Raw genomic sequence first — 17185 nt, forward strand, 5'->3', positions numbered from 1 at the left:
CAAAACCCGCGGTTCGGGAACCGGATTCGTCATCGGGCCGACCGGAAACGTCCGTCGACCGGAAACGTCCGTCGACCGGAAACGTCCCTCGACCGGGACGTCGGGTCAGCCTTCGTCCGCCTCGTCGTCGAGGGCGGCCGCGCCACGGAGCTCGGCGCGGATGGCGGCGAGGGCGTCTGCGTGCAGGAAGTTCGCCGCGTCGCTGCTGGTCGGGTCGATCACGATGCCGAACTCGTCGGGCACCGCGGTCACGAGCTCGGCCATCCGGACCGGGCGTGCCTCGGCGTCCGGAAGACCCGCGGCGAGCTCAGCTGGGTCGGTGAACACCGGCACGAACGGGCGGTCGCGGATCATCACGTGGGCGATGCTCCCGCCGTCCGGATCATCCGCTGACCTCCACGGCACCCATGCGGCACTCCCGAGGAACCCGGCCGCCGACGACGCCATGCGCCGCCGGAGCTCGCTCGCTGCGGTCGACGCGGTGTTCTCGACTCCGCGGCCGAATGCCGAGCCGGTCGAGTGGTCGTTGCTCATCGTGCTCCTCCGAGTGGTGGACGGCCATGGTCCCACGCGCGACGTCCACGGGCCTGGATGCGCACTCCGGACACCGGTGTCGGAGCCGGGGCATACAGTCCGATCCAGTGCCCCGATCCAGTGCCGACGTCGTCCGAGGAGTGCCGTGCCACCATCGCAGTTGACCCGTCGATCGCTGCTCGCCGGCGCGTTCGGAGTCGCAGCCGCGACGGCGCTGAGCGGGTGCGTCGCGAACAACGGCCCGGCGCCGAGCAGTGCCGCCGCGGGATCGAAGGCCGACATCGGCGAGGTCGAAGGCACGCTCCGCTTCGCGTTCTGGGGCGGCAGCGACGGCGAGAACACCGGGTTCGCCCGGGTCAAGAAGGCGTTCGAGGCGCGGCACCCGAAGGCCACGGTCGAGCTTCAGACGCTGCCGTACGACGGGTTCTTCTCGGGCATCGATCGCGGCATCCTCTCGCGGACGGCTCCGGACGTGTTCCGTGTCGACTACACCAGCATCGGCAAGTACACCTCGCACGGCGTGCTGCTCGACATGACGCCGTACCTGAGCGCGACGGAGTCGGAGGCCTTCCTGCCGGCGCTGTACGACGCGGTCCGGTTCGAGGGACGCACCTACGGCGTGCCGCACCAGACCGACACGTCGGCGATCGCGTTCAGTCGCAAGGCACTCGATGAGGCGGGCATCGGCGCGGTGCCCGACCGGCTCGAGGACGCCTGGACCTGGGACGAGTTCGCGGCGGTGAGCACGAAGCTCCGGAAGACGCTGCCCGACGACAAGTACCCGTTCGCGTACGACTGGACGGCGGCGGGCGCCTACCGGTGGGCGAGCTTCCTCTACCAGGCAGGCGGATCGCTCCTGACGCCGTCGCTGAAGCACTCGGCGGTCGACGGTGACCCCGGCCGGAAGGCGATGGCGTTCACGCAGCGGTTCTTCGACGAGCGATGGGTGCCTGCGAACAACACCATCAAGACGACGGTCTACTCGGACAACTTCTTCCTGAACCAGACGGTCGCGATGACGTTCATCGGTGACTTCCTGGTGCCGGAACTCGCGGACACCGCGAACGGGTACCAGGGCGGCGAATGGGCGACGACCTACATGCCGCGCGACCGGGCAGCGGCGTCCGACCTCGGCGGCAACGCGATCGTCGCGACCCGCGACACCGCGAACCCCGAGCTCGCGGCTGCCTTCCTGAAGTTCCTGGTGGAGGAGGACCAGATGCGCGACTTCTGCCAGCGGGCGAACGAGCTGCCGACGCTCCGGAGCCTGGCGTCGACCGACCTGGACTACGCCGTGCGACCGGACGTGATGGACGTCTTCACGCAGCAGGCGACGACGATCACCGAGACCGCGGTGCGTGAGACCGTGGTCCCTGGGTTCGCGTCGGTGAACACGGCCCTGCAGGACCAGCTCGAACTGGCCTTCCACGGGCGGAGCACCGATGCCGCAGTGCGGGCGATCGACGCCGCGGTCGATGCGGCGGTGTCCGCATGACGGGCGCGGCGGAGCGCATCGGAGGTGCCACGGCGGGTGGAGCCGTGCGGCGCGGACCGCGGCGGACCGCCGGGCCGTTCCGGGCCTCCAGTGGGGCTGCGGCGACCGCGTTCCTGGTGCCGAACGTCGTGCTCATCGTCGTCTTCACGCTGCTGCCGCTCGTCTACGCGCTCGTCATCAGCTTCCAGGACCTCGACTCGCTCGGCGGCTCGAAGTGGGCCGGGCTCGGCAACTACGCCAAGCTGCTCGCCGACCCGGTGTTCTGGCAGTCGGCCGCGAACACCGGCGTCTTCACGCTCTTCACCGTGCCGGTCGGGATGGCGATCGGCCTCGGCGTCGCGGTCCTGCTGAACGGCGTGCTGCCGGGGCGGGCGCTCTTCCGGACGATCATCTTCCTGCCGCTCGTCGTGTCCGGTGTCGCCACGGGGGTGCTCGGCGCGTGGATGTTCGACCAGAACAACGGCTTCATCGACAAGTTCCTGCACGTGCTGGGCCTGCCGCAGGTGCAGTGGCAGTCGAGCGGCGGCTGGGCGATGACCGCGGTGATCCTGATGACGCTGTGGCAGCGCATCGGCTTCGACATGCTCATCTACCTCGCCGGACTGCAGGGCGTCGATCCGGCTGTTCAGGAAGCGGCCACGACCGACGGGGCGAGCGGGTGGCAGCGGTTCCGGCTGATCACGTTCCCGCTACTCGGACCGTCGACGTTCTTCCTGCTCGTGATGAACCTCATCTACTCGTTCCAGGTGTTCGACACCGTGTGGGCGATGACCCGAGGTGGCCCCGGGTACGGCACGACGACGATCGTGTCGTACGCGTACCGGGTGGCGTTCGACGAACACGGGCCGCAGCTCCTCGGCTACGGCGCGGCCGTCGGCATCGTGATCTACCTCGTGACCCTGCTGATCACGGGGCTGCAGTGGCGCTTCAACGCCGGACGGGACCAGGCCGACTGATGACCTCTTCCACCTGGGACACCGGCGCAGCCGAGGCACCGCGGAAGCGTCGCGGTCGCCTGCTCTGGCTGCGGATCACCGTCGCGGTGATCGTCACCGTCGTGATGGCGTTCCCGCTCTACTGGATGCTGCTCACGGCGTTCTCGACCCGCGCCGACCTCTACGCGCCGGGGCTGCAGCTCTGGCCGGCCCACTTCACGTTCCAGAACTTCGTGCGACCGTTCCAGGAGTTCCCGGTCTGGCGGTGGTTCGGGAACTCGCTCCTCGTCGCGGTCGTCGTCACGGTCATCACCGTCGTGTGCAACCTGCTCGCCGGGTACGCGTTCGCGAAGCTCCGGTTCCGTGGGCGCAACGCGCTGTTCCTGGTGCTGCTGTCGACGCTGATGATCCCGCCGCAGGCCATCATCGTGCCGCAGTTCTTCATCTCGATCGGCCTGCACCTCTACGGCGGGCTGTGGGCGGTCATCCTTCCGGAGGCCGCAGCGATCTTCGGGGTCTTCCTGGCGCGGCAGTTCTTCCTGGCCGTGCCCGACGAACTCATCGAGGCCGCTCAGCTCGACGGCGCCGGGCCCTTCCGCGCGTTCGTGTCGGTGGTGCTCCCGCTGTGCCGCCCGCTGCTGGCCGTCCTCGTGCTGCTGACGTTCATGGGGGAGTGGAACGCGTTCGGGTGGCCCCTCGTGGCGCTGTCCGGGAACCAGGACCTGTTCACCGTGCCGATCGGCATCGTCGGCACGCTGCAGGGGCAGTACACGTCGGACTACGGCGCGATCATGGCGGTCAACCTGCTGATGATCCTGCCGATCGTCGCGCTCTTCCTCGCCTTCCAGCGCTACTTCGTCGAGGGCCTGTCCCGGAGCGGCCTGCGGTGACGTCGGCTCGACCCCGTCCGAGCGTCGACGATGCCCGGCGGTGGGTGGCAGCCGACTTCGGCGTGCGCGCCGTCGACGTCGAGGAGGTCACCGGCGGCACCGACACCTCCGCGGTCGTCTGGCGCGTGGTCGACGACGCCGGCGTCGCCTGGGCAGCGAAGTGGACGACGCGTCCGACCCGCACCGGCACCCGGTTGGTCACCTCGATGGCAGCGGCGGGACTCGAGAGCACCCCACTGTCACGCCCCACCGAGGGCGGCCGCCGCCGCAGCCGTCGCGCCGGCGGCAGGCTCGCACTCTCGCGGTGGTCGGACGGTCAGGACGCGGCGACGGTCGGGCTCGACCGGGAGGCATGGCGAGCGTACGGCGCGCTACTCGCGGACGTGCACGCACATGCGTTCCCGCTGCCGGCTCGCCGACAGGGCGCTCGCCGCGGCATCCGGCGGCGTCGCCGCCGCTACGTGGCCGAGATCCGCGCGCTCGACGCAGCAGCTGCGTCGGGCACGGATCCGGTGCTCGATCTGTGGCGGCAGGCGCGTGCCCGCATCGACCTGCTGCTGGAGGGCACCACGCTCGTGCCGGGAGCGCCGGGCGACGCGGTTCCGTGCCACGGCGACCCGCACCTCGGCAACGTGCTCGTCGAGGAGGACGGCGGGCTGGTCCTGGTCGACTGGGACGAGGCCGTCGTCGGCCCACGCGAGATCGACCTGCACCTGGTCGAGTTCAGCGTGCTGTTCGATCCCGCCACCCCCGAGCAGCTCGACGCGTTCCGTGCCGGGTACGGGCCGGTGGTCGTCGACGAGCGGCGGATGGTGCGGTTCGCGTGCGTCCGAGCGCTCGAGGACCTGACCTCGACGATGTCCGAGGCCGTCGCGGCCGGCGTCGGACCGGGTCGCGACGAGGCGATCCGCGTGTTCACCGGCATCCTCGGGCCGACCGGCTCGGCGTCGTTGGTCGAACCGCGGCTCCGGTCCGCGCTCAGCTCGTCGAGCTCGCCGACATCCGAGGATGCCGGAGCTGCGGAGCCGCGGATCCGGCCGTGACCGATCCGGTCCTCGAGACGCGGGTTCCCGGCACCGGATCGCCGCAGCACTTGGTGAACACGCGTCAGGACGTGGAGGCCGAGGTCGCCGCAGACGCCGCGATGATCCCCGCCATCGCCGCGGTCTGGATCTGCTGGAGGACGGCCTTGACCGCGGGGGACGCCCAGCTGCCGGCGGCGATGTCCTGCACGAGGGCCTTGTCGACCTTGCCGAACTGCTTGCGGATCGTGCCGGTGGCGTCGAGCAACGCGATGAGCGCGGCGGTGAACGGAGTGGGAGGAGTGCGCTCGGCGAGGACGTCCGCGATCGCCGAACGGACCAAGGCCTCCGGTGCGCCGTCGCGTTCGGGGTACGCAGTCGAGGCGAAGATCCCGAGGGTGTACCGCTGTTCGGTCGAGAGCAGTCCCTGCGTCACCAGGCCGGAGAGGACGTCGTCGCGGAGCTGCCGTTTGCCGAGCTTCGCCACCCACCACTTCGCCTTGCGGGAGGAACCCGCAGCCGCGATCGTGCCCATGACCCCGTCCAGGACCGGGTCACCGGTGGCGGCGCCGTCCACGACACGGACCTCCTTGCCCTCGAGCGACACCGCCCCGCGGAGCGCGAGGTCCGCCAGGACCGCGCCCGCGAGACCGGTGTCGAGGCGTTGGCCGTCGACGGCGCGTTTGCCGTCGGCTTCGATCTGGAGCAGTGCGAACGCCTGCGGGACGGTGAGTTGCTCAGCCATGTCAGCATCGTGCCACTCGTGGCTGAGTCGGGGCGAGCCTCCAGGCGCTGACCGCGTTCAGTACTTGGCGGACTGTCCGCCGTCGATCGGGACGATCGCGGCGTTGACGTAGCTGGCGTCGTCCGAGAGCAGGAACGCGACCACCGCGGCGATCTCCGGGGCCTCGCCGTACCGCTTGGTGGGGTTGACCTGGATGAACTCCTCGGCGGCCTTGCGCGGGTTCTCCGGGTCGATCTGCTTCATCGAGTTCTCGACCATCGGCGTCCAGATGGCACCGGGTGCGATCGCGTTGATGCTGATCCCGTACTGCCCGTACTCGACCGCGGAGTTGCGGGTGAGCCCGACGACGCCGTGCTTGGCGGCCGCGTAGCCGGACTGGTTGCCGACGCCGCGGATGCCGCCGACGCTGGCGGTGTTGACGACCTTGCCGGAGCCCTGTTCGCGCATCACGGCGAGGACCTTCTCGAGACCGAGGAAGACGCCGCGGAGGTTGATCGACACGACCTTGTCGAACTCGGCTGCGGTGAAGGACTCAGTGGGGTTCTGCTTGCCCTCGATGCCGGCGTTGTTGAAGAAGCCGTCGATGCGGCCGAAGCGCTCGGTGGTCGCGGCGACGTACGCCTCGACCTGGGCTTCGTCGGAGACGTCGGCGACGGTGGTGAGGACCTCGGCGTCGGGGGTCGCGTCGAGCACGGCGGCCTTGGTCGCCTCGAGGCCCTGCTCGGAGACGTCGACGAGGGAGAGCTTCGCGCCCTCGGACGCCAGGCGGACGGCGGTCGCGCGGCCGAGACCGGAGCCGCCGCCGGTGATGAGGACGACGCGGTCGGTGAAACGTTCGGACATGGGGAGGCCTCCTGCGGTCTTCGACGATGAAGTGGATGCGTGTGCATCGGCTCAGACTTACGCTACACCTGTCGTCTTGACGTCAGCACTGCTGCAGCACGCGAGACATGGCGTCGCGCTCCGCGGGGACGACCCACAGGCGGTACGTCGTCTTCACCGTGATCTGGTGCTCCACGTAGGTGCAGCGGAACGCGGTGTTCGCCGGTAACCAGGTCGCGGCGTCGCCGGAGCGCTTCTGCGCGTTCGAGTGCTGGTCGACGGCGAAGAGGTTCTCCGGGTCGTTCGCCAGAGCTTCTCGCTCGGCCTGCGGCAGCTGCTGCGCGCCGGTGGTCCACGCGTTCTCGAGCGCGACGACGTGGTCGATCTGGACCGCGGTCGAGGTGGCGTCGCCGCGCACGAAGTCGATCGTCCCGCCCGTGTACGGGGAGACGAGTTCGCCGCTCGTGACCGTGCACGGGCCGCGCTTGGTGATCGCGGTCAGGTCGCGTGCGAGGACGTCGTTCCGGGTGTCGCACCCGTTGTGGTCGACGTCCAGCCAGGCGGTGCCGAAGTCCGCCGTGCGGTCGTACCCGGTCGCCGGAGCCTTCCCCTTGACGGGGAGGGCCGCCAGCAGGGCGCGCGAACGCGCCACGTCGGCCGGACTGGAGGCTCGGCTCGGCTCCGGCGCGCTCGCTGCGGTCGGCGAGTTCGTCGGTCCGCCGACCGGGCTCGCGCCGACGGACGCGGTGGCCGTGGGTGCCGCGTCCGCCTCGGTCGGCCGGACGTCCGTGGTGTGGAGGGCGTACCCGACGACGGCGATGCCGAGGGCGATCAGTGCGGAGGTCAGGGTCAGGCGGGTCCTGCGGCGTCGACGTGACGGCATGGTGGGTGGTGCTCCAGGTGGTGCTCGGTGGTGTGTCCCTCGATCCTGGTGGCAGCGTCCGACATCGCCGCGTAGACACGATGGCATGACCGATTTCGCAGAACCGTCCGTACCGGTGACCGGCGGAGCGATGCCGCTCCTCGGCTTCGGGACCTGGCAGATCGCCGACGCCGACGCTCCCGCCGCGGTACACGCAGCACTCGAGGCCGGCTACCGGCACATCGACACGGCGACCGGCTACAGCAACCAGCGTGGTGTGGGGAAGGCCGTCGCGGCCTCCGGGCTCGCCCGCGATGACGTCTTCGTCACGACGAAGCTCCCGCCGGACAACGCCGACCGTGTCCGCGCGACGATCGAGGAGAGCCTCGACCAGCTCGGACTCGACCACCTCGACCTCTGGCTCGTGCACTGGCCGCCGAACGGCGAGGCGCGACCGGACGTCTGGGAGCAGGTCGTGCAGGCGCAACAGGACGGCCTGACGAGGGCCGTCGGGGTGAGCAACTACTCGCTCGCCCAGATCGACGAGCTCACCGAGGCGACCGGTGTCACCCCGGCCGTGAACCAGATCAAGTGGAGCCCGGCCGAGTTCGACCGGACCGTGGCCGACGGGCTGCGCGACCGCGGCGTGGTGCTCGAGGGGTACAGCCCCTTCAAGGCGAGCAACCTGCAGGACCCGACGCTGGTCTCCATCGCCGAGGCGCACGACGTCGACACGGCGCAGGTCATCGTGGCCTGGCACGTGGCACACGGCTTCGTCGTCATCCCGAAGTCCTCCCAGCCGGAGCGCATCGCCTCGAACGCCGCCGGCGCCCGCGTCGAGCTCACCGACGACGAGGTCGACCGCATCGACGGACTCGGGAGGTAGCGTCGGCGGAGTGAACACCGCACTCCTCGTCATGGACTACCAGAACGGCATCGTCGAGCGCCTCGGCACCGACGAGGGACTCGCCGCCGCGACCGCCGCGGTGTCGGCGGCGCGGGAGCGGAAGATCCCGGTGCTGTTCGTCCGCGTCGCGTTCCGACCCGGTGCGCCAGAGGCCGCGGCGACGAACAAGATGTTCGGGAGCATGGCGTCGCGGATGGCGCAGCAATCACCGGACGCGACCGAGATCCACCCGGCGTTCGGGGTCGGCGGCGACGACATCGTGGTGACGAAGTTGCGCGTGAGTGCGTTCGCGGGTTCCGACCTCGACGTGCTCCTGCGCGGCCTCGACGTCCGGGACCTGGTGCTCTGCGGCATCGCCACGAGCGGCGTCGTGCTGTCGACGGTGCGGCAGGCGGCCGACCTGGACTTCGGGCTGACGGTGCTGTCGGATGCGTGCATCGACTCCGACCCGGAGGTGCACCGGGTGCTGCTCGAGAAGGTATTCCCGCGCCAGGCCGACGTGGTCACCACGGCTGAGTGGACCGCGTCACTCGGCTGACCGTGCCACGTCCGATCAGGTGAGGAGCGAGCGGATGTCCTCGGCCGTCAGGTCGTCGGCGAACAGGGCGTCGTCGTCGATCATCGTGGCGAACAGCTGGGCCTTGCGGGCCGCGAGTGCGAGGACCTTCTCCTCGATGGTGTCCTCGGCGATGAGGCGGTTGACGTTCACCGACCGGGTCTGCCCGATGCGGTGGGTCCGGTCGACGGCCTGTGATTCGGCAGCGGGGTTCCACCACGGGTCGAGGACGAACACGGTGTCCGCCTCGGTGAGGGTCAGCCCGAAGCCGCCGGCCTTGAGCGAGATGAGGAACGCCGGGGCGGTGCCGTTCCGGAAGCGGTCGATCACCTTCGTGCGGGCCCGCGTCGAGCCGTCGAGGTACTCGTACCCGATGCCGCGGTCGTCGAGGGCCGTGGACACCATGCGGAGGAACGACGTGAACTGGCTGAACACGAGTGCCCGACGGCCCTCTGCCGCGAGCTGCTCCAGTTCGTCGAGCAGCAGCTCGAGCTTGGCGGACGGGATGTCCTCGGACTCCCCGGACACCAGCGCGGGCGAGAGCGCGAGCATCCGGAGCAGTGTGAGGGACCGGAACACGATCATCCGGTTGCGGTCGAGGTCGTCGATGAGGTCGAGCACCTTGAGGCGCTCCCGGTTGAGCGTGCGTTCGTAGACGTCCCGGTGCGCCGGGTCGAGCGTGACCCGGACGACCTGCTCCTGCTTCGGCGGGAGATCGGCGGCGACGCTCTCCTTCGTCCGCCGCAGCATGAGCGGACGGATACGACGGCGCAGGCGTGCGGTGAGCTCCTGCCGCGCGGCGCCACGGAGGTCGGGGGAGGCGAGGGGCTTCACGTAGTCGTCGCCGAACCGCGTCCACGACGACAGCAGCCCGGGCGCGACGATCGAGAACAGCGCCCACAGGTCGGTCAGCCCGTTCTCGAGCGGGGTGCCGGTGATCGCGATCTTCACGGGAGCCTGCAGTTCGGCGGCCGCCCGGTGCGTCTGCGACTGCGGGTTCTTCACGAACTGCGCCTCGTCGAGGAGCAGCGCCGACCACGGCAGGTCCGTGTAGGCACGGGCGTCGAGTCGGAGCAGCGCGTAGGAGGTCACGACGACGTCCGATGCCGCCGCGGTCCTGGCGACGAGTGCGGGGTCCTTCAACGAGGTCGTCTCGATCGTGGCGACCCGCAGTGACGGGACGAACCGTGCTGCCTCCCCCGCCCAGTTCCCGACGACCGAGGTCGGTGCGACGACGAGGAACGGTGGGGCGTCGGGCTCGGTACCCCTGCGTGCGGCGATCATCGCGAGCGCCTGCAGGGTCTTGCCGAGTCCCATGTCGTCGGCGAGCACCCCGCCGATGCCGTTCGACACGAGGAACGACAGCCAGGCGTACCCGGACAGCTGGTACGGCCGCAGATCGGCGTGGACGGTGTCCGGCACGGCGACGTCGCCGGGCGGAGACGCGTCGAGGAGCCGCGACGCCATGGCCGTCCACCGTTCGTCGTGGTCGGTCTCGTCGGCGAGCTGGTCGAACTCGGACCACAGCCCGGCCTGCAGGGGCGTGACCGTCATCGGCTGCGACGGCTCCCACTCGTTCTGGTCCCGGGCTTCGTCGATGAGCTCCTTCAGCCGGTCGAACGCCGGGTCCGCGAGCGACAGGTACGAGTTGTCGACGAGCTTGAGCCGCCGCTGCCTGCTCGCGAGCGCGGTCAGGAGCGGCGTGAACGGGATCTCCTTGCCCTTGACGCTGACGATGATCCCGAGGTCGAACCAGTCGTGCTTGTCGGACGGCATCGTCGTGACGCGGATGTTCGGCTTGCCGGTCAGCCGTTCGTAGTCGAGGCGCTCGCCCTGCACGACGACCCGCACGCCGTGGTCGGGGAGCGCGGGGAGGAGCTCGTTCGCGAGCACCGCGACGTCTGCGCCCTCGACCGTGCCGTCGACGAACCAGTCCAGCGACTCCGCCGCGTCGTCGGCGGCGCGGACACCGGTCAGGTCCGGCAGCGGCCCGTGCATCGACACCGGGTCCTTCCGGCCGTCGACGTGCCAGCGCCACTGCAGGTGTGCGACGTCGTCGGTCCGCGGCGCGCGGGCCGGTTCGAACGTGACGGTGAGCACGAGTTCCGGGGGAGTCCGCTCGGGGAGCTCGATCGAGCCGTCCGAGCTGACCAGCCCGAGTGCGCCACGGAGTCGTGGTGACCAGTCCGCCAGGAACTCGGAGACCTCGGCCGCGGGGACCTGGATCCGGGTGCCCTCGACGAGCATGCGCCGCTGGTCCTCGGGCACGGGCTCCGGCGTCGGAGCGAGCTCGACGCGGAACTCCGGAGACTCGCGGAAGACGTAGAGCCCGTGGTCGCCGATGAGCCGAGCGGCGCCGTCCACCACGGGGCGGCCGTCGAGCACGGCGCTGGTGCCGATCACGAGCCCGGCGTCCGAGCGAGCGACGTCGAGCAGGACGCGGGCTTCGGTGCCGAGCATGGCGCCCCCCTCGCGCTTCCCGGTCACGAACGCGACGCCGAGCGACGGAGCTTGTCGCAGCAATGGCCAGAGGAGCGGGCTCTGGAAGTCGTCGAGGTGGATCCAGTCGCTCTCCCCGGGGAGCCCGGCGAGGGCTCCCGCACGGTGCAGGGCGGCGAACTGCAGGAACCACGCGTGTTGTTCGGCGCCGAGGCCGAGCCGGTTCATCGAGTACGGGAGCGTGCCCCAGGTGAGCTGCCCACGCACCCAGTTGCCGGCATCGCTGCGGGTCACGGGTCGGACGCCGAGGCGTACCGACCGGGACGCCGTCGGGAGCGCCCGACCGGCCGATCGAGCGCGCGCAGCCATGCGGGCGGGCACCGCGTCGCGGAGCTCGAACTGCAGCCCCAGCGGGGTCGAGGTGGTGGACGTGACCGGTGGCGGGGTGTCGCCGGCGAGGCGGGCGACCTCGTGCCTCCAGTCCGGGGCCGGCGGAGCCGGTTCTTCCGGTCGTGGGCCGGCGTGCGCGGCCACGGCACGGGCGTTGATGGTGAGGAGCGCGGCGGCGACGTGCTTGCACTCGCCGCCGATCGGGCACGCGCAGCGGGACCGGACGGGGCGGACGAATTCGCCGCGTGCGGCGGTGGTGTCGACGTGGACCTCGTACGGTTCGTCGGCGGAGCCGGCCACGACCCCGGTGATCGTGCCGTCGTCGTGCCAGGTGGCGTCGTCGACGAGCCCGCGGCGGACGATGTCCCGCGCGCGACCGAAGGTCTGCGGCCCGACGAATCGGATGACGTCGACGGCGTCGATCATCGGGGCGGCTGGCACGGGTCCATCGTGCCAGCTACCACTGACTCCCGCGGTCGGAGCCGATGGCGCACAGCCACCCGGACAGGGGCTGTCAACGGCGGCGTCGGCAGGGCATGCTCGGAGGCACGATGCTGCATTCACTGGTCTACATGAGCTCTGCTCGCGAGCGCTTCGACGACGACGAGCTGGGGGCGGTCCTGTCGTACGCGCGGGAGCGGAACACCGGCGACGGTCTCTCCGGCCTCCTGGTCTACCGCGCCGGTCGGTTCATGCAGCTCCTCGAGGGGCCGTACGACGCCGTGATGGCGACGTACCGGCGGATCCTCGAGGACGATCGGCACCACGACGTCTCCCTGCTCGTCGAGGAGTCGATCCACACGCGGCGCTTCCCGGAGTGGACCATGGCGTTCGACCGCGACGAGTCGTCAGCGTTGCCGGATGGGTTCAGCTCGTTCCTCGGCGCGGGGGACTCGAGCGCCGACCAGAGCCGAGCGCGCGAGCTGCTCCGTTGGTTCCGGAACCACCCGCTGGCCGATCCGACGGCAGCGGCGGGCAAGCACCGACGCTGACGGCTACCGCTGCGCGAGCTCGGCTTGCGATTCGCGACCAGCTGACCAGCGATGTCGCCGATGAGGGTCTGTTCCTGCTCCGAGCGCAGGCGCCGAGCTAGTCGAGCCAGCGCACGCTCTCCGGGTCATCGATCAGTCCGTTCGCCCAATCGACGTGTCGGACCTCTCCGGGCCCGGAGGGGTCGTTGATCTCATTCACCCAGACAGTCTCCGCGAGGTCTGCCGGTGAGTTCGGATCGAACAGCGGGCTGAATTCTGCCAAGTTCCACCGCATCCCGTGAACAACTCCGTCACGAGTGTCACGGAACAGCAGGATCGCAACATCCTCCCGGTACGCCCGCCCAGCGACCCATCCGAAACGACCACCGAACAACTCATCACGGTCGAACCGTTCGTGCGTCCGTTCGAGGAACTCGTTCGTGTACGCGAGATCGACGTTCGCGGCTGAGGACATGCGATCAGTTGACCGCGTTGGCGTCGGAGTCGTCAACTGCAACCGCGTCGTCAGCGGCAACAGTCACCGGGACACCGACCGTTTGGGTCGGTTGGCGGATCCTGCGGACGAATTGCGGACTACCGGCTCGTGGGAGCCTCGGATCCCGCGAGCTTGCTGTGCTTGCGGCTGTAGCCGAAGTACACCCCCAGCCCGATCGCGAACCACACCGCGAACCGCACCCAGGTCTCCCACTGCAGGAACGTGACGAGCCACAGTGACGCGATGACGCCGATGATCGGGACGATCGGCATCAGCGGCAGCGTGAACTGCCGCGGCAGGTCCGGCTGGGTGTAGCGGAGCACGACGACGGCGGTGCAGACCACGACGAAGGCGAGCAGGATGCCGATGTTCGTCAGCTCCGCGACGACGCCGATCGGCAGGACCCCGGCGAGGACCGCCGACGCGATGCCGAGGATCCACGTGACGCGGGTCGGGACGTGGCGCTTCGGGTCGGTCTTCGAGAACCACTTCGGCATCAGGCCGTCGCGGCTCATCGAGAACCACACGCGTGAGGCGCCGAGCATGAACGTCACGAGCACCGTCACGATGCCGACGATCGCGCCGATGGCGATGATGTTCGCGACGCCGCCGAGCCCGACGGATGCGAACGCCGACGAGAACCCGGAGGCGGGGTCGATGTCCGTGTACTTCTGCATGCCGGTGAGCACCAGGGTCGCGAGCACGTAGAGCACCATCGAGATCGCCAGGGACAGCAGGATCGCCTTCGGCATGTGCTTGCGGGCGTCCTTCGACTCCTCGGCGGCGGTGGACATCGCGTCGTAGCCGAACACCGCGAAGAACACCGTCGCGGCGCCGGTCATCACGCCGCCGAAGCCGAACGGGAAGTAGGGCGAGTAGTTGGCGCTGTTGATGTGGAACACGCCGAGCACGACGATGAGCACCACGAGCAGGACCTTGATGCCGACGGCGACGAACTCGAACCGGGCGGCGCTCCGGATGCCGCGGGTCAGCACGAACGCGGTGAGCAGGCAGAGGATGATCGCGAACACGTCGATCACGTGGCCGTCTCCGGTGCCCGGTGCGCCGAGCATCCACGCGGGCAGGTCGATGCCGAACTGTCCGACCAGGAACCCGACGTAGCCGGAGATGCCGATCGCGACCACCGCCACGATCGCGGTGTACTCGAGCAGCAGGTCCCAGCCGATGAACCACCCGACGATCTCGCCGAGGACGGCGTACCCGTAGGTGTAGGCGCTGCCGGCCTTCGGGATCATCCCCGCGAACTCCGCGTACGACAGCGCCGCGGCGGCGCTCGCGACCCCCGCGACGAGGAACGAGATGAGCACCGCCGGACCCGCGATGCCGTGCGCGACGGTGCCGGCGAGGGTGAAGATGCCCGCGCCGATGATGCCGCCGATGCCGATGGCGGTGAGCTGCCAGAGGCCGAGGTGGCGTTTCAGGCCGTCCTCGCCCCCTGTTTCGTCGTCGATCTGGTCGATCGGCTTGCGGCGGAAGAGCGAGGGCTGCGGCGTCGTTGTCACCCGGCCACTCTGCACCCTGCGGCGCTCCTGCGCGCGCACTGCGCGCCCGGCCCGCCGGGGGCGGTCACGGTGCGCGGACGGCGGACGGGAGGCTCCTCGCGGGCCCGCCACGAGCCTCCAGGCCGTCAGCCGGCCAGGTACGGAGCCCAGGGTGGCGGCGGGACTGCGCCGTTGGTGGCCATGGCCAGCATCTGCCAGACGAGGGAGACGAGACCGGCGCCACCGATCACGATGCCGACCCACGCCCAGACGCGTGGGCCGATCCGCCTGCCGGCGATGGCGATCGCCCGCCACCCGCTGAGGACCGCCACGATGCCGAACACGGCGCACAGCACCACGTGACGGACCATCGACTCGGCGGGGATGACGACGCCGAGGTAGGCGGTGACGAGGCCGAGGACCACGGCGACGAACGCCGGGGCGGCTGGTGGCTCCTGATCGCGGGTGCGTGCAGCCATGTGCTGACCGTACCCGGGCTCGCGGATGTCCGGGAGACGCCGGTTCAGGGGGCAGCACCGGGCGTCCGGCCACCGACACGGGCATGCTGGGTGCATGCGTTCGTTCGTCCGTGTCCTGCTCGGTCTCGCGCTGGTGTTCGCCGGCACGTCCCACCTCACCTTCGCCCGGCAGGAGTTCCGCGCGCAGGTCCCCGAGTTCGTGCCGATCGACGAGGACACCACCGTCCTGGCATCCGGCGTCGCGGAGATCGGTCTGGGTTCGGCGCTGGTGCTGGCCTCGCGCCGTCGTCGGCTCGTCGGGACGGTCGTCGCGCTCTTCTTCGTCGCGGTCTTCCCGGGGAACATCGCGCAGTGGCTGAACCGTCGGGACGGCTTCGGCCTCGACTCCGACGAGAAGCGCATCGCCCGTCTCTTCGGCCAGCCGCTGCTGGTCGCCGCCGCGCTGTGGTCCACGCGCGGCGGGTCGCGTCAGCGGTCGTGATGGCTGCGCGCGTGCAGTCCGGTGCGGTTCCGCCCGGACTCCCGTCCGGACTGGAGGCTCGGCACCGGTTGACGGGTGGGCGCCGCGTCGCGGACATGGTCGCCACCATCGCCGTCCTCACCATCGCGACGGCGGCTGCGGTGGTCGCGGGGTGGGGGATCGTGTTCCTCTCGCTCGCGTTCCACTCGTGCACCGCACCGGGGAACCGGTGTGACGAGACGCTCGGCGGGGTCGTGGTCTACGCCGGGCCGGTCGCGGTCGCGTTGGTCCTGGTGCTCGCGATCGTCTTCTCGGTGCTGCGGATGGTTCGCCGACGGTTGGCGTGGCCGATCGCGGTGATCGGCTTGGCGGCGGTCGTCGCGGCGTTCTTCGCGGCGCTGCTGCTGGTGGACAGCGCCATCTCCCACGGGATCTGAACCGGTTCCTCCACAGGGGGTCGTTCTGCTCGGTCCGTCCACCGGGTCCGATCCTGGCGCCCTGCACGGGGCTCGTTCCGCGAGCGTTGAGCCATGCCAGACACCGACGTGCTCGACCGACTCGAGCGAACCGCAGTCCGTACCGATGACGACGTCGTCGACCTCGTCGTCGCGCTCCTCGAACGCCCGCACCGCCGACAGTGCTGGGTGCTGTTCCTCGGCGCCGATGCCGTGCCGATCCGATTCGTCATCCCCATCGGGGACCTGCCGTACCAACCGGACGACCACGTCGAGGACTTCGGCGCCCTCGTTGCGGACATCGTCGAACAGGTCGGCGCGGCCGAGGTGGTCCTGGCCTGGGAACGGCCGGGTGCCCTGCACCTGTACCCGGTCGACTGGGAGTGGGTCGACGCGATGGCGTGCACGCTCGACGAACACCGTGTCCGGGTCCGCGGGCAGGTCGTGGTGCACGACGGCGGCGCGGCGTTCGTGGAGCTCGACGAGGACGAGGTGACCGAGGCCGCCGCGTGACAGCGGTGGTGCCGGCGGTCCCGGTGCTGCGCCCTGGGTCAGCCCTGCGGTGCGGTGTCGGGGACGGTCTCGCCCGTCAGACCCTCGACGACCTGCTTCGCCGTCGGCCAGAACTTCGCGTAGTGGTCCGGGTCGGCGTTCACCTGCACCGCGTGCGCCATCTGGGTCGGCGTCATCGTCTTCCAGCCCGGGACCTTCACGAGCTTCGCGTAGAACATCGACGCCGCGGTGTACGGGTCCATCCGCTGCTCGTACGTGCCCCATGCGCCGTTGTCCCGCTGCTGGAACAGTCCGCGGCTGTCGGGCCCGACGGCGTCGCCGTGGTCCAGGTTCTGCAGCCCGGACTCGCCGATCGCGGTCATCACGCCGACAGCCTGCGTGTGCGGGCCGATGCCGAGCGCGCGTGCGGCCTCGATCACGGACGCGGCGTTGACGAGCCGGTCCTGGCAGTAGCCGGCGACCGGTCCCTCGGGCACCGCGATGCCGCCGACGGTCTTCGTGGCGGCGGCCGGGCAGGTGACGGCTCGCGGCGTGGACGACGAGCCACCGATGCCGGACAGGGAGTTCACCGCGATGACCACGAGCACGACGACACCGATCCCGACGGCGACGATCCCAGCACCGAACACGGACGCCAGGGTGATGCCGACGCGGTGCATGCGGGGGTCCTCTCGTCCGGGTGCCTGAACAAGGGTACGAGGGCGACCTGGGA

19 protein-coding genes are annotated in these 17185 nt (G+C 70.3%); 10 read left to right on the plus strand and 9 right to left on the minus strand.

Annotated features, from left to right (window positions below; genetic code table 11):
• Nucleotides 1–105: 105 nt before the first annotated feature.
• Nucleotides 106–534 (minus strand): SseB family protein, encoded by a 429-nt coding sequence (locus ACO0E1_RS16455; protein ID WP_422875155.1) that lies wholly within the window; start codon nucleotides 532–534, stop codon nucleotides 106–108.
• A 145-nt stretch (nucleotides 535–679) separates the two neighbouring features.
• Between ACO0E1_RS16455 and ACO0E1_RS16460 the strand changes: the two genes are divergently transcribed.
• The 4 genes from ACO0E1_RS16460 to ACO0E1_RS16475 are packed head-to-tail and all read left to right on the plus strand — an operon-like array spanning nucleotide 680 to nucleotide 4897.
• Nucleotides 680–2029: an ABC transporter substrate-binding protein gene (locus tag ACO0E1_RS16460; protein WP_422875156.1), complete on the plus strand. Its 1350-nt coding sequence runs from the start codon at nucleotides 680–682 to the stop codon at nucleotides 2027–2029.
• Nucleotides 2026–2985, plus strand: a complete 960-nt coding sequence (locus ACO0E1_RS16465; protein ID WP_422875157.1) for a carbohydrate ABC transporter permease — start codon at nucleotides 2026–2028, stop codon at nucleotides 2983–2985. Before ACO0E1_RS16460 ends, ACO0E1_RS16465 begins: the two co-directional genes overlap by 4 nt.
• Nucleotides 2985–3854: a carbohydrate ABC transporter permease gene (locus tag ACO0E1_RS16470; protein ID WP_422875158.1), complete on the plus strand. Its 870-nt coding sequence runs from the start codon at nucleotides 2985–2987 to the stop codon at nucleotides 3852–3854. Before ACO0E1_RS16465 ends, ACO0E1_RS16470 begins: the two co-directional genes overlap by 1 nt.
• A 44-nt stretch (nucleotides 3855–3898) precedes the next feature.
• Nucleotides 3899–4897 carry a phosphotransferase family protein gene (locus tag ACO0E1_RS16475; protein ID WP_422875159.1) on the plus strand — a complete coding sequence of 333 codons (999 nt, stop codon included), beginning with the start codon at nucleotides 3899–3901 and terminating at the stop codon, nucleotides 4895–4897.
• A 64-nt stretch (nucleotides 4898–4961) separates the two neighbouring features.
• Here the strand turns inward: ACO0E1_RS16475 and ACO0E1_RS16480 are convergent, their stop codons facing one another.
• From ACO0E1_RS16480 to ACO0E1_RS16490, 3 genes are all read right to left on the minus strand, one after another.
• Nucleotides 4962–5621: a GOLPH3/VPS74 family protein gene (locus ACO0E1_RS16480; RefSeq protein WP_422875160.1), complete on the minus strand. Its 660-nt coding sequence runs from the start codon at nucleotides 5619–5621 to the stop codon at nucleotides 4962–4964.
• Nucleotides 5622–5678: 57 nt separating this feature from the next.
• Nucleotides 5679–6464: an SDR family oxidoreductase gene (locus tag ACO0E1_RS16485; RefSeq protein ID WP_422875161.1), complete on the minus strand. Its 786-nt coding sequence runs from the start codon at nucleotides 6462–6464 to the stop codon at nucleotides 5679–5681.
• A gap of 82 nt (nucleotides 6465–6546) precedes the next feature.
• Nucleotides 6547–7326 (minus strand): HNH endonuclease family protein, encoded by a 780-nt coding sequence (locus ACO0E1_RS16490; RefSeq protein WP_422875162.1) that lies wholly within the window; start codon nucleotides 7324–7326, stop codon nucleotides 6547–6549.
• An 85-nt stretch (nucleotides 7327–7411) separates the two neighbouring features.
• Between ACO0E1_RS16490 and ACO0E1_RS16495 the strand changes: the two genes are divergently transcribed.
• A complete protein-coding gene (locus tag ACO0E1_RS16495) occupies nucleotides 7412–8191 on the plus strand; it encodes an aldo/keto reductase (protein WP_422875163.1) in 780 nt (259 codons plus the stop codon).
• A gap of 10 nt (nucleotides 8192–8201) precedes the next feature.
• Entirely contained in the window at nucleotides 8202–8750 is a 549-nt protein-coding gene (locus tag ACO0E1_RS16500) for a cysteine hydrolase family protein (RefSeq protein ID WP_422875164.1), read from the plus strand.
• Nucleotides 8751–8765: 15 nt separating this feature from the next.
• On the opposite strand, the gene ACO0E1_RS16505 is transcribed toward ACO0E1_RS16500, so the two are convergent.
• Complete coding sequence (locus tag ACO0E1_RS16505) at nucleotides 8766–12038, minus strand: DEAD/DEAH box helicase (RefSeq protein ID WP_422875165.1); 3273 nt, start codon at nucleotides 12036–12038, stop codon at nucleotides 8766–8768.
• Nucleotides 12039–12148: 110 nt separating this feature from the next.
• On the opposite strand from ACO0E1_RS16505, the gene ACO0E1_RS16510 reads away from it, so the two are divergent.
• Nucleotides 12149–12589 carry a BLUF domain-containing protein gene (locus ACO0E1_RS16510; protein ID WP_422875166.1) on the plus strand — a complete coding sequence of 147 codons (441 nt, stop codon included), beginning with the start codon at nucleotides 12149–12151 and terminating at the stop codon, nucleotides 12587–12589.
• 97 nt (nucleotides 12590–12686) lie between these two features.
• Here the strand turns inward: ACO0E1_RS16510 and ACO0E1_RS16515 are convergent, their stop codons facing one another.
• From ACO0E1_RS16515 to ACO0E1_RS16525, 3 genes are all read right to left on the minus strand, one after another.
• Nucleotides 12687–13043: a hypothetical protein gene (locus ACO0E1_RS16515; protein WP_422875167.1), complete on the minus strand. Its 357-nt coding sequence runs from the start codon at nucleotides 13041–13043 to the stop codon at nucleotides 12687–12689.
• A 119-nt stretch (nucleotides 13044–13162) separates the two neighbouring features.
• On the minus strand, nucleotides 13163–14587 hold the full coding sequence (locus ACO0E1_RS16520) for an amino acid permease (protein ID WP_422875168.1): 1425 nt from the start codon (nucleotides 14585–14587) through the stop codon (nucleotides 13163–13165).
• Between the two features lie 125 nt (nucleotides 14588–14712).
• Nucleotides 14713–15045 carry a hypothetical protein gene (locus ACO0E1_RS16525; RefSeq protein ID WP_422875169.1) on the minus strand — a complete coding sequence of 111 codons (333 nt, stop codon included), beginning with the start codon at nucleotides 15043–15045 and terminating at the stop codon, nucleotides 14713–14715.
• Nucleotides 15046–15139: 94 nt separating this feature from the next.
• On the opposite strand from ACO0E1_RS16525, the gene ACO0E1_RS16530 reads away from it, so the two are divergent.
• From ACO0E1_RS16530 to ACO0E1_RS16540, 3 genes are all read left to right on the plus strand, one after another.
• On the plus strand, nucleotides 15140–15526 hold the full coding sequence (locus ACO0E1_RS16530) for a DoxX family protein (protein ID WP_420364303.1): 387 nt from the start codon (nucleotides 15140–15142) through the stop codon (nucleotides 15524–15526).
• Between the two features lie 95 nt (nucleotides 15527–15621).
• Nucleotides 15622–15942, plus strand: coding sequence for a hypothetical protein (locus ACO0E1_RS16535; RefSeq protein ID WP_422875170.1), 321 nt, complete (start codon nucleotides 15622–15624; stop codon nucleotides 15940–15942).
• A gap of 93 nt (nucleotides 15943–16035) precedes the next feature.
• Nucleotides 16036–16473: a hypothetical protein gene (locus ACO0E1_RS16540; RefSeq protein ID WP_422875171.1), complete on the plus strand. Its 438-nt coding sequence runs from the start codon at nucleotides 16036–16038 to the stop codon at nucleotides 16471–16473.
• Between the two features lie 38 nt (nucleotides 16474–16511).
• Here the strand turns inward: ACO0E1_RS16540 and ACO0E1_RS16545 are convergent, their stop codons facing one another.
• Nucleotides 16512–17132, minus strand: a complete 621-nt coding sequence (locus tag ACO0E1_RS16545; protein WP_422875172.1) for a hypothetical protein — start codon at nucleotides 17130–17132, stop codon at nucleotides 16512–16514.
• Between the last annotated feature and the right edge of the window lie 53 nt (nucleotides 17133–17185).

The organism is Curtobacterium guangdongense, assembly GCF_049341845.1.
GTDB lineage: Bacteria > Actinomycetota > Actinomycetes > Actinomycetales > Microbacteriaceae > Curtobacterium > Curtobacterium guangdongense.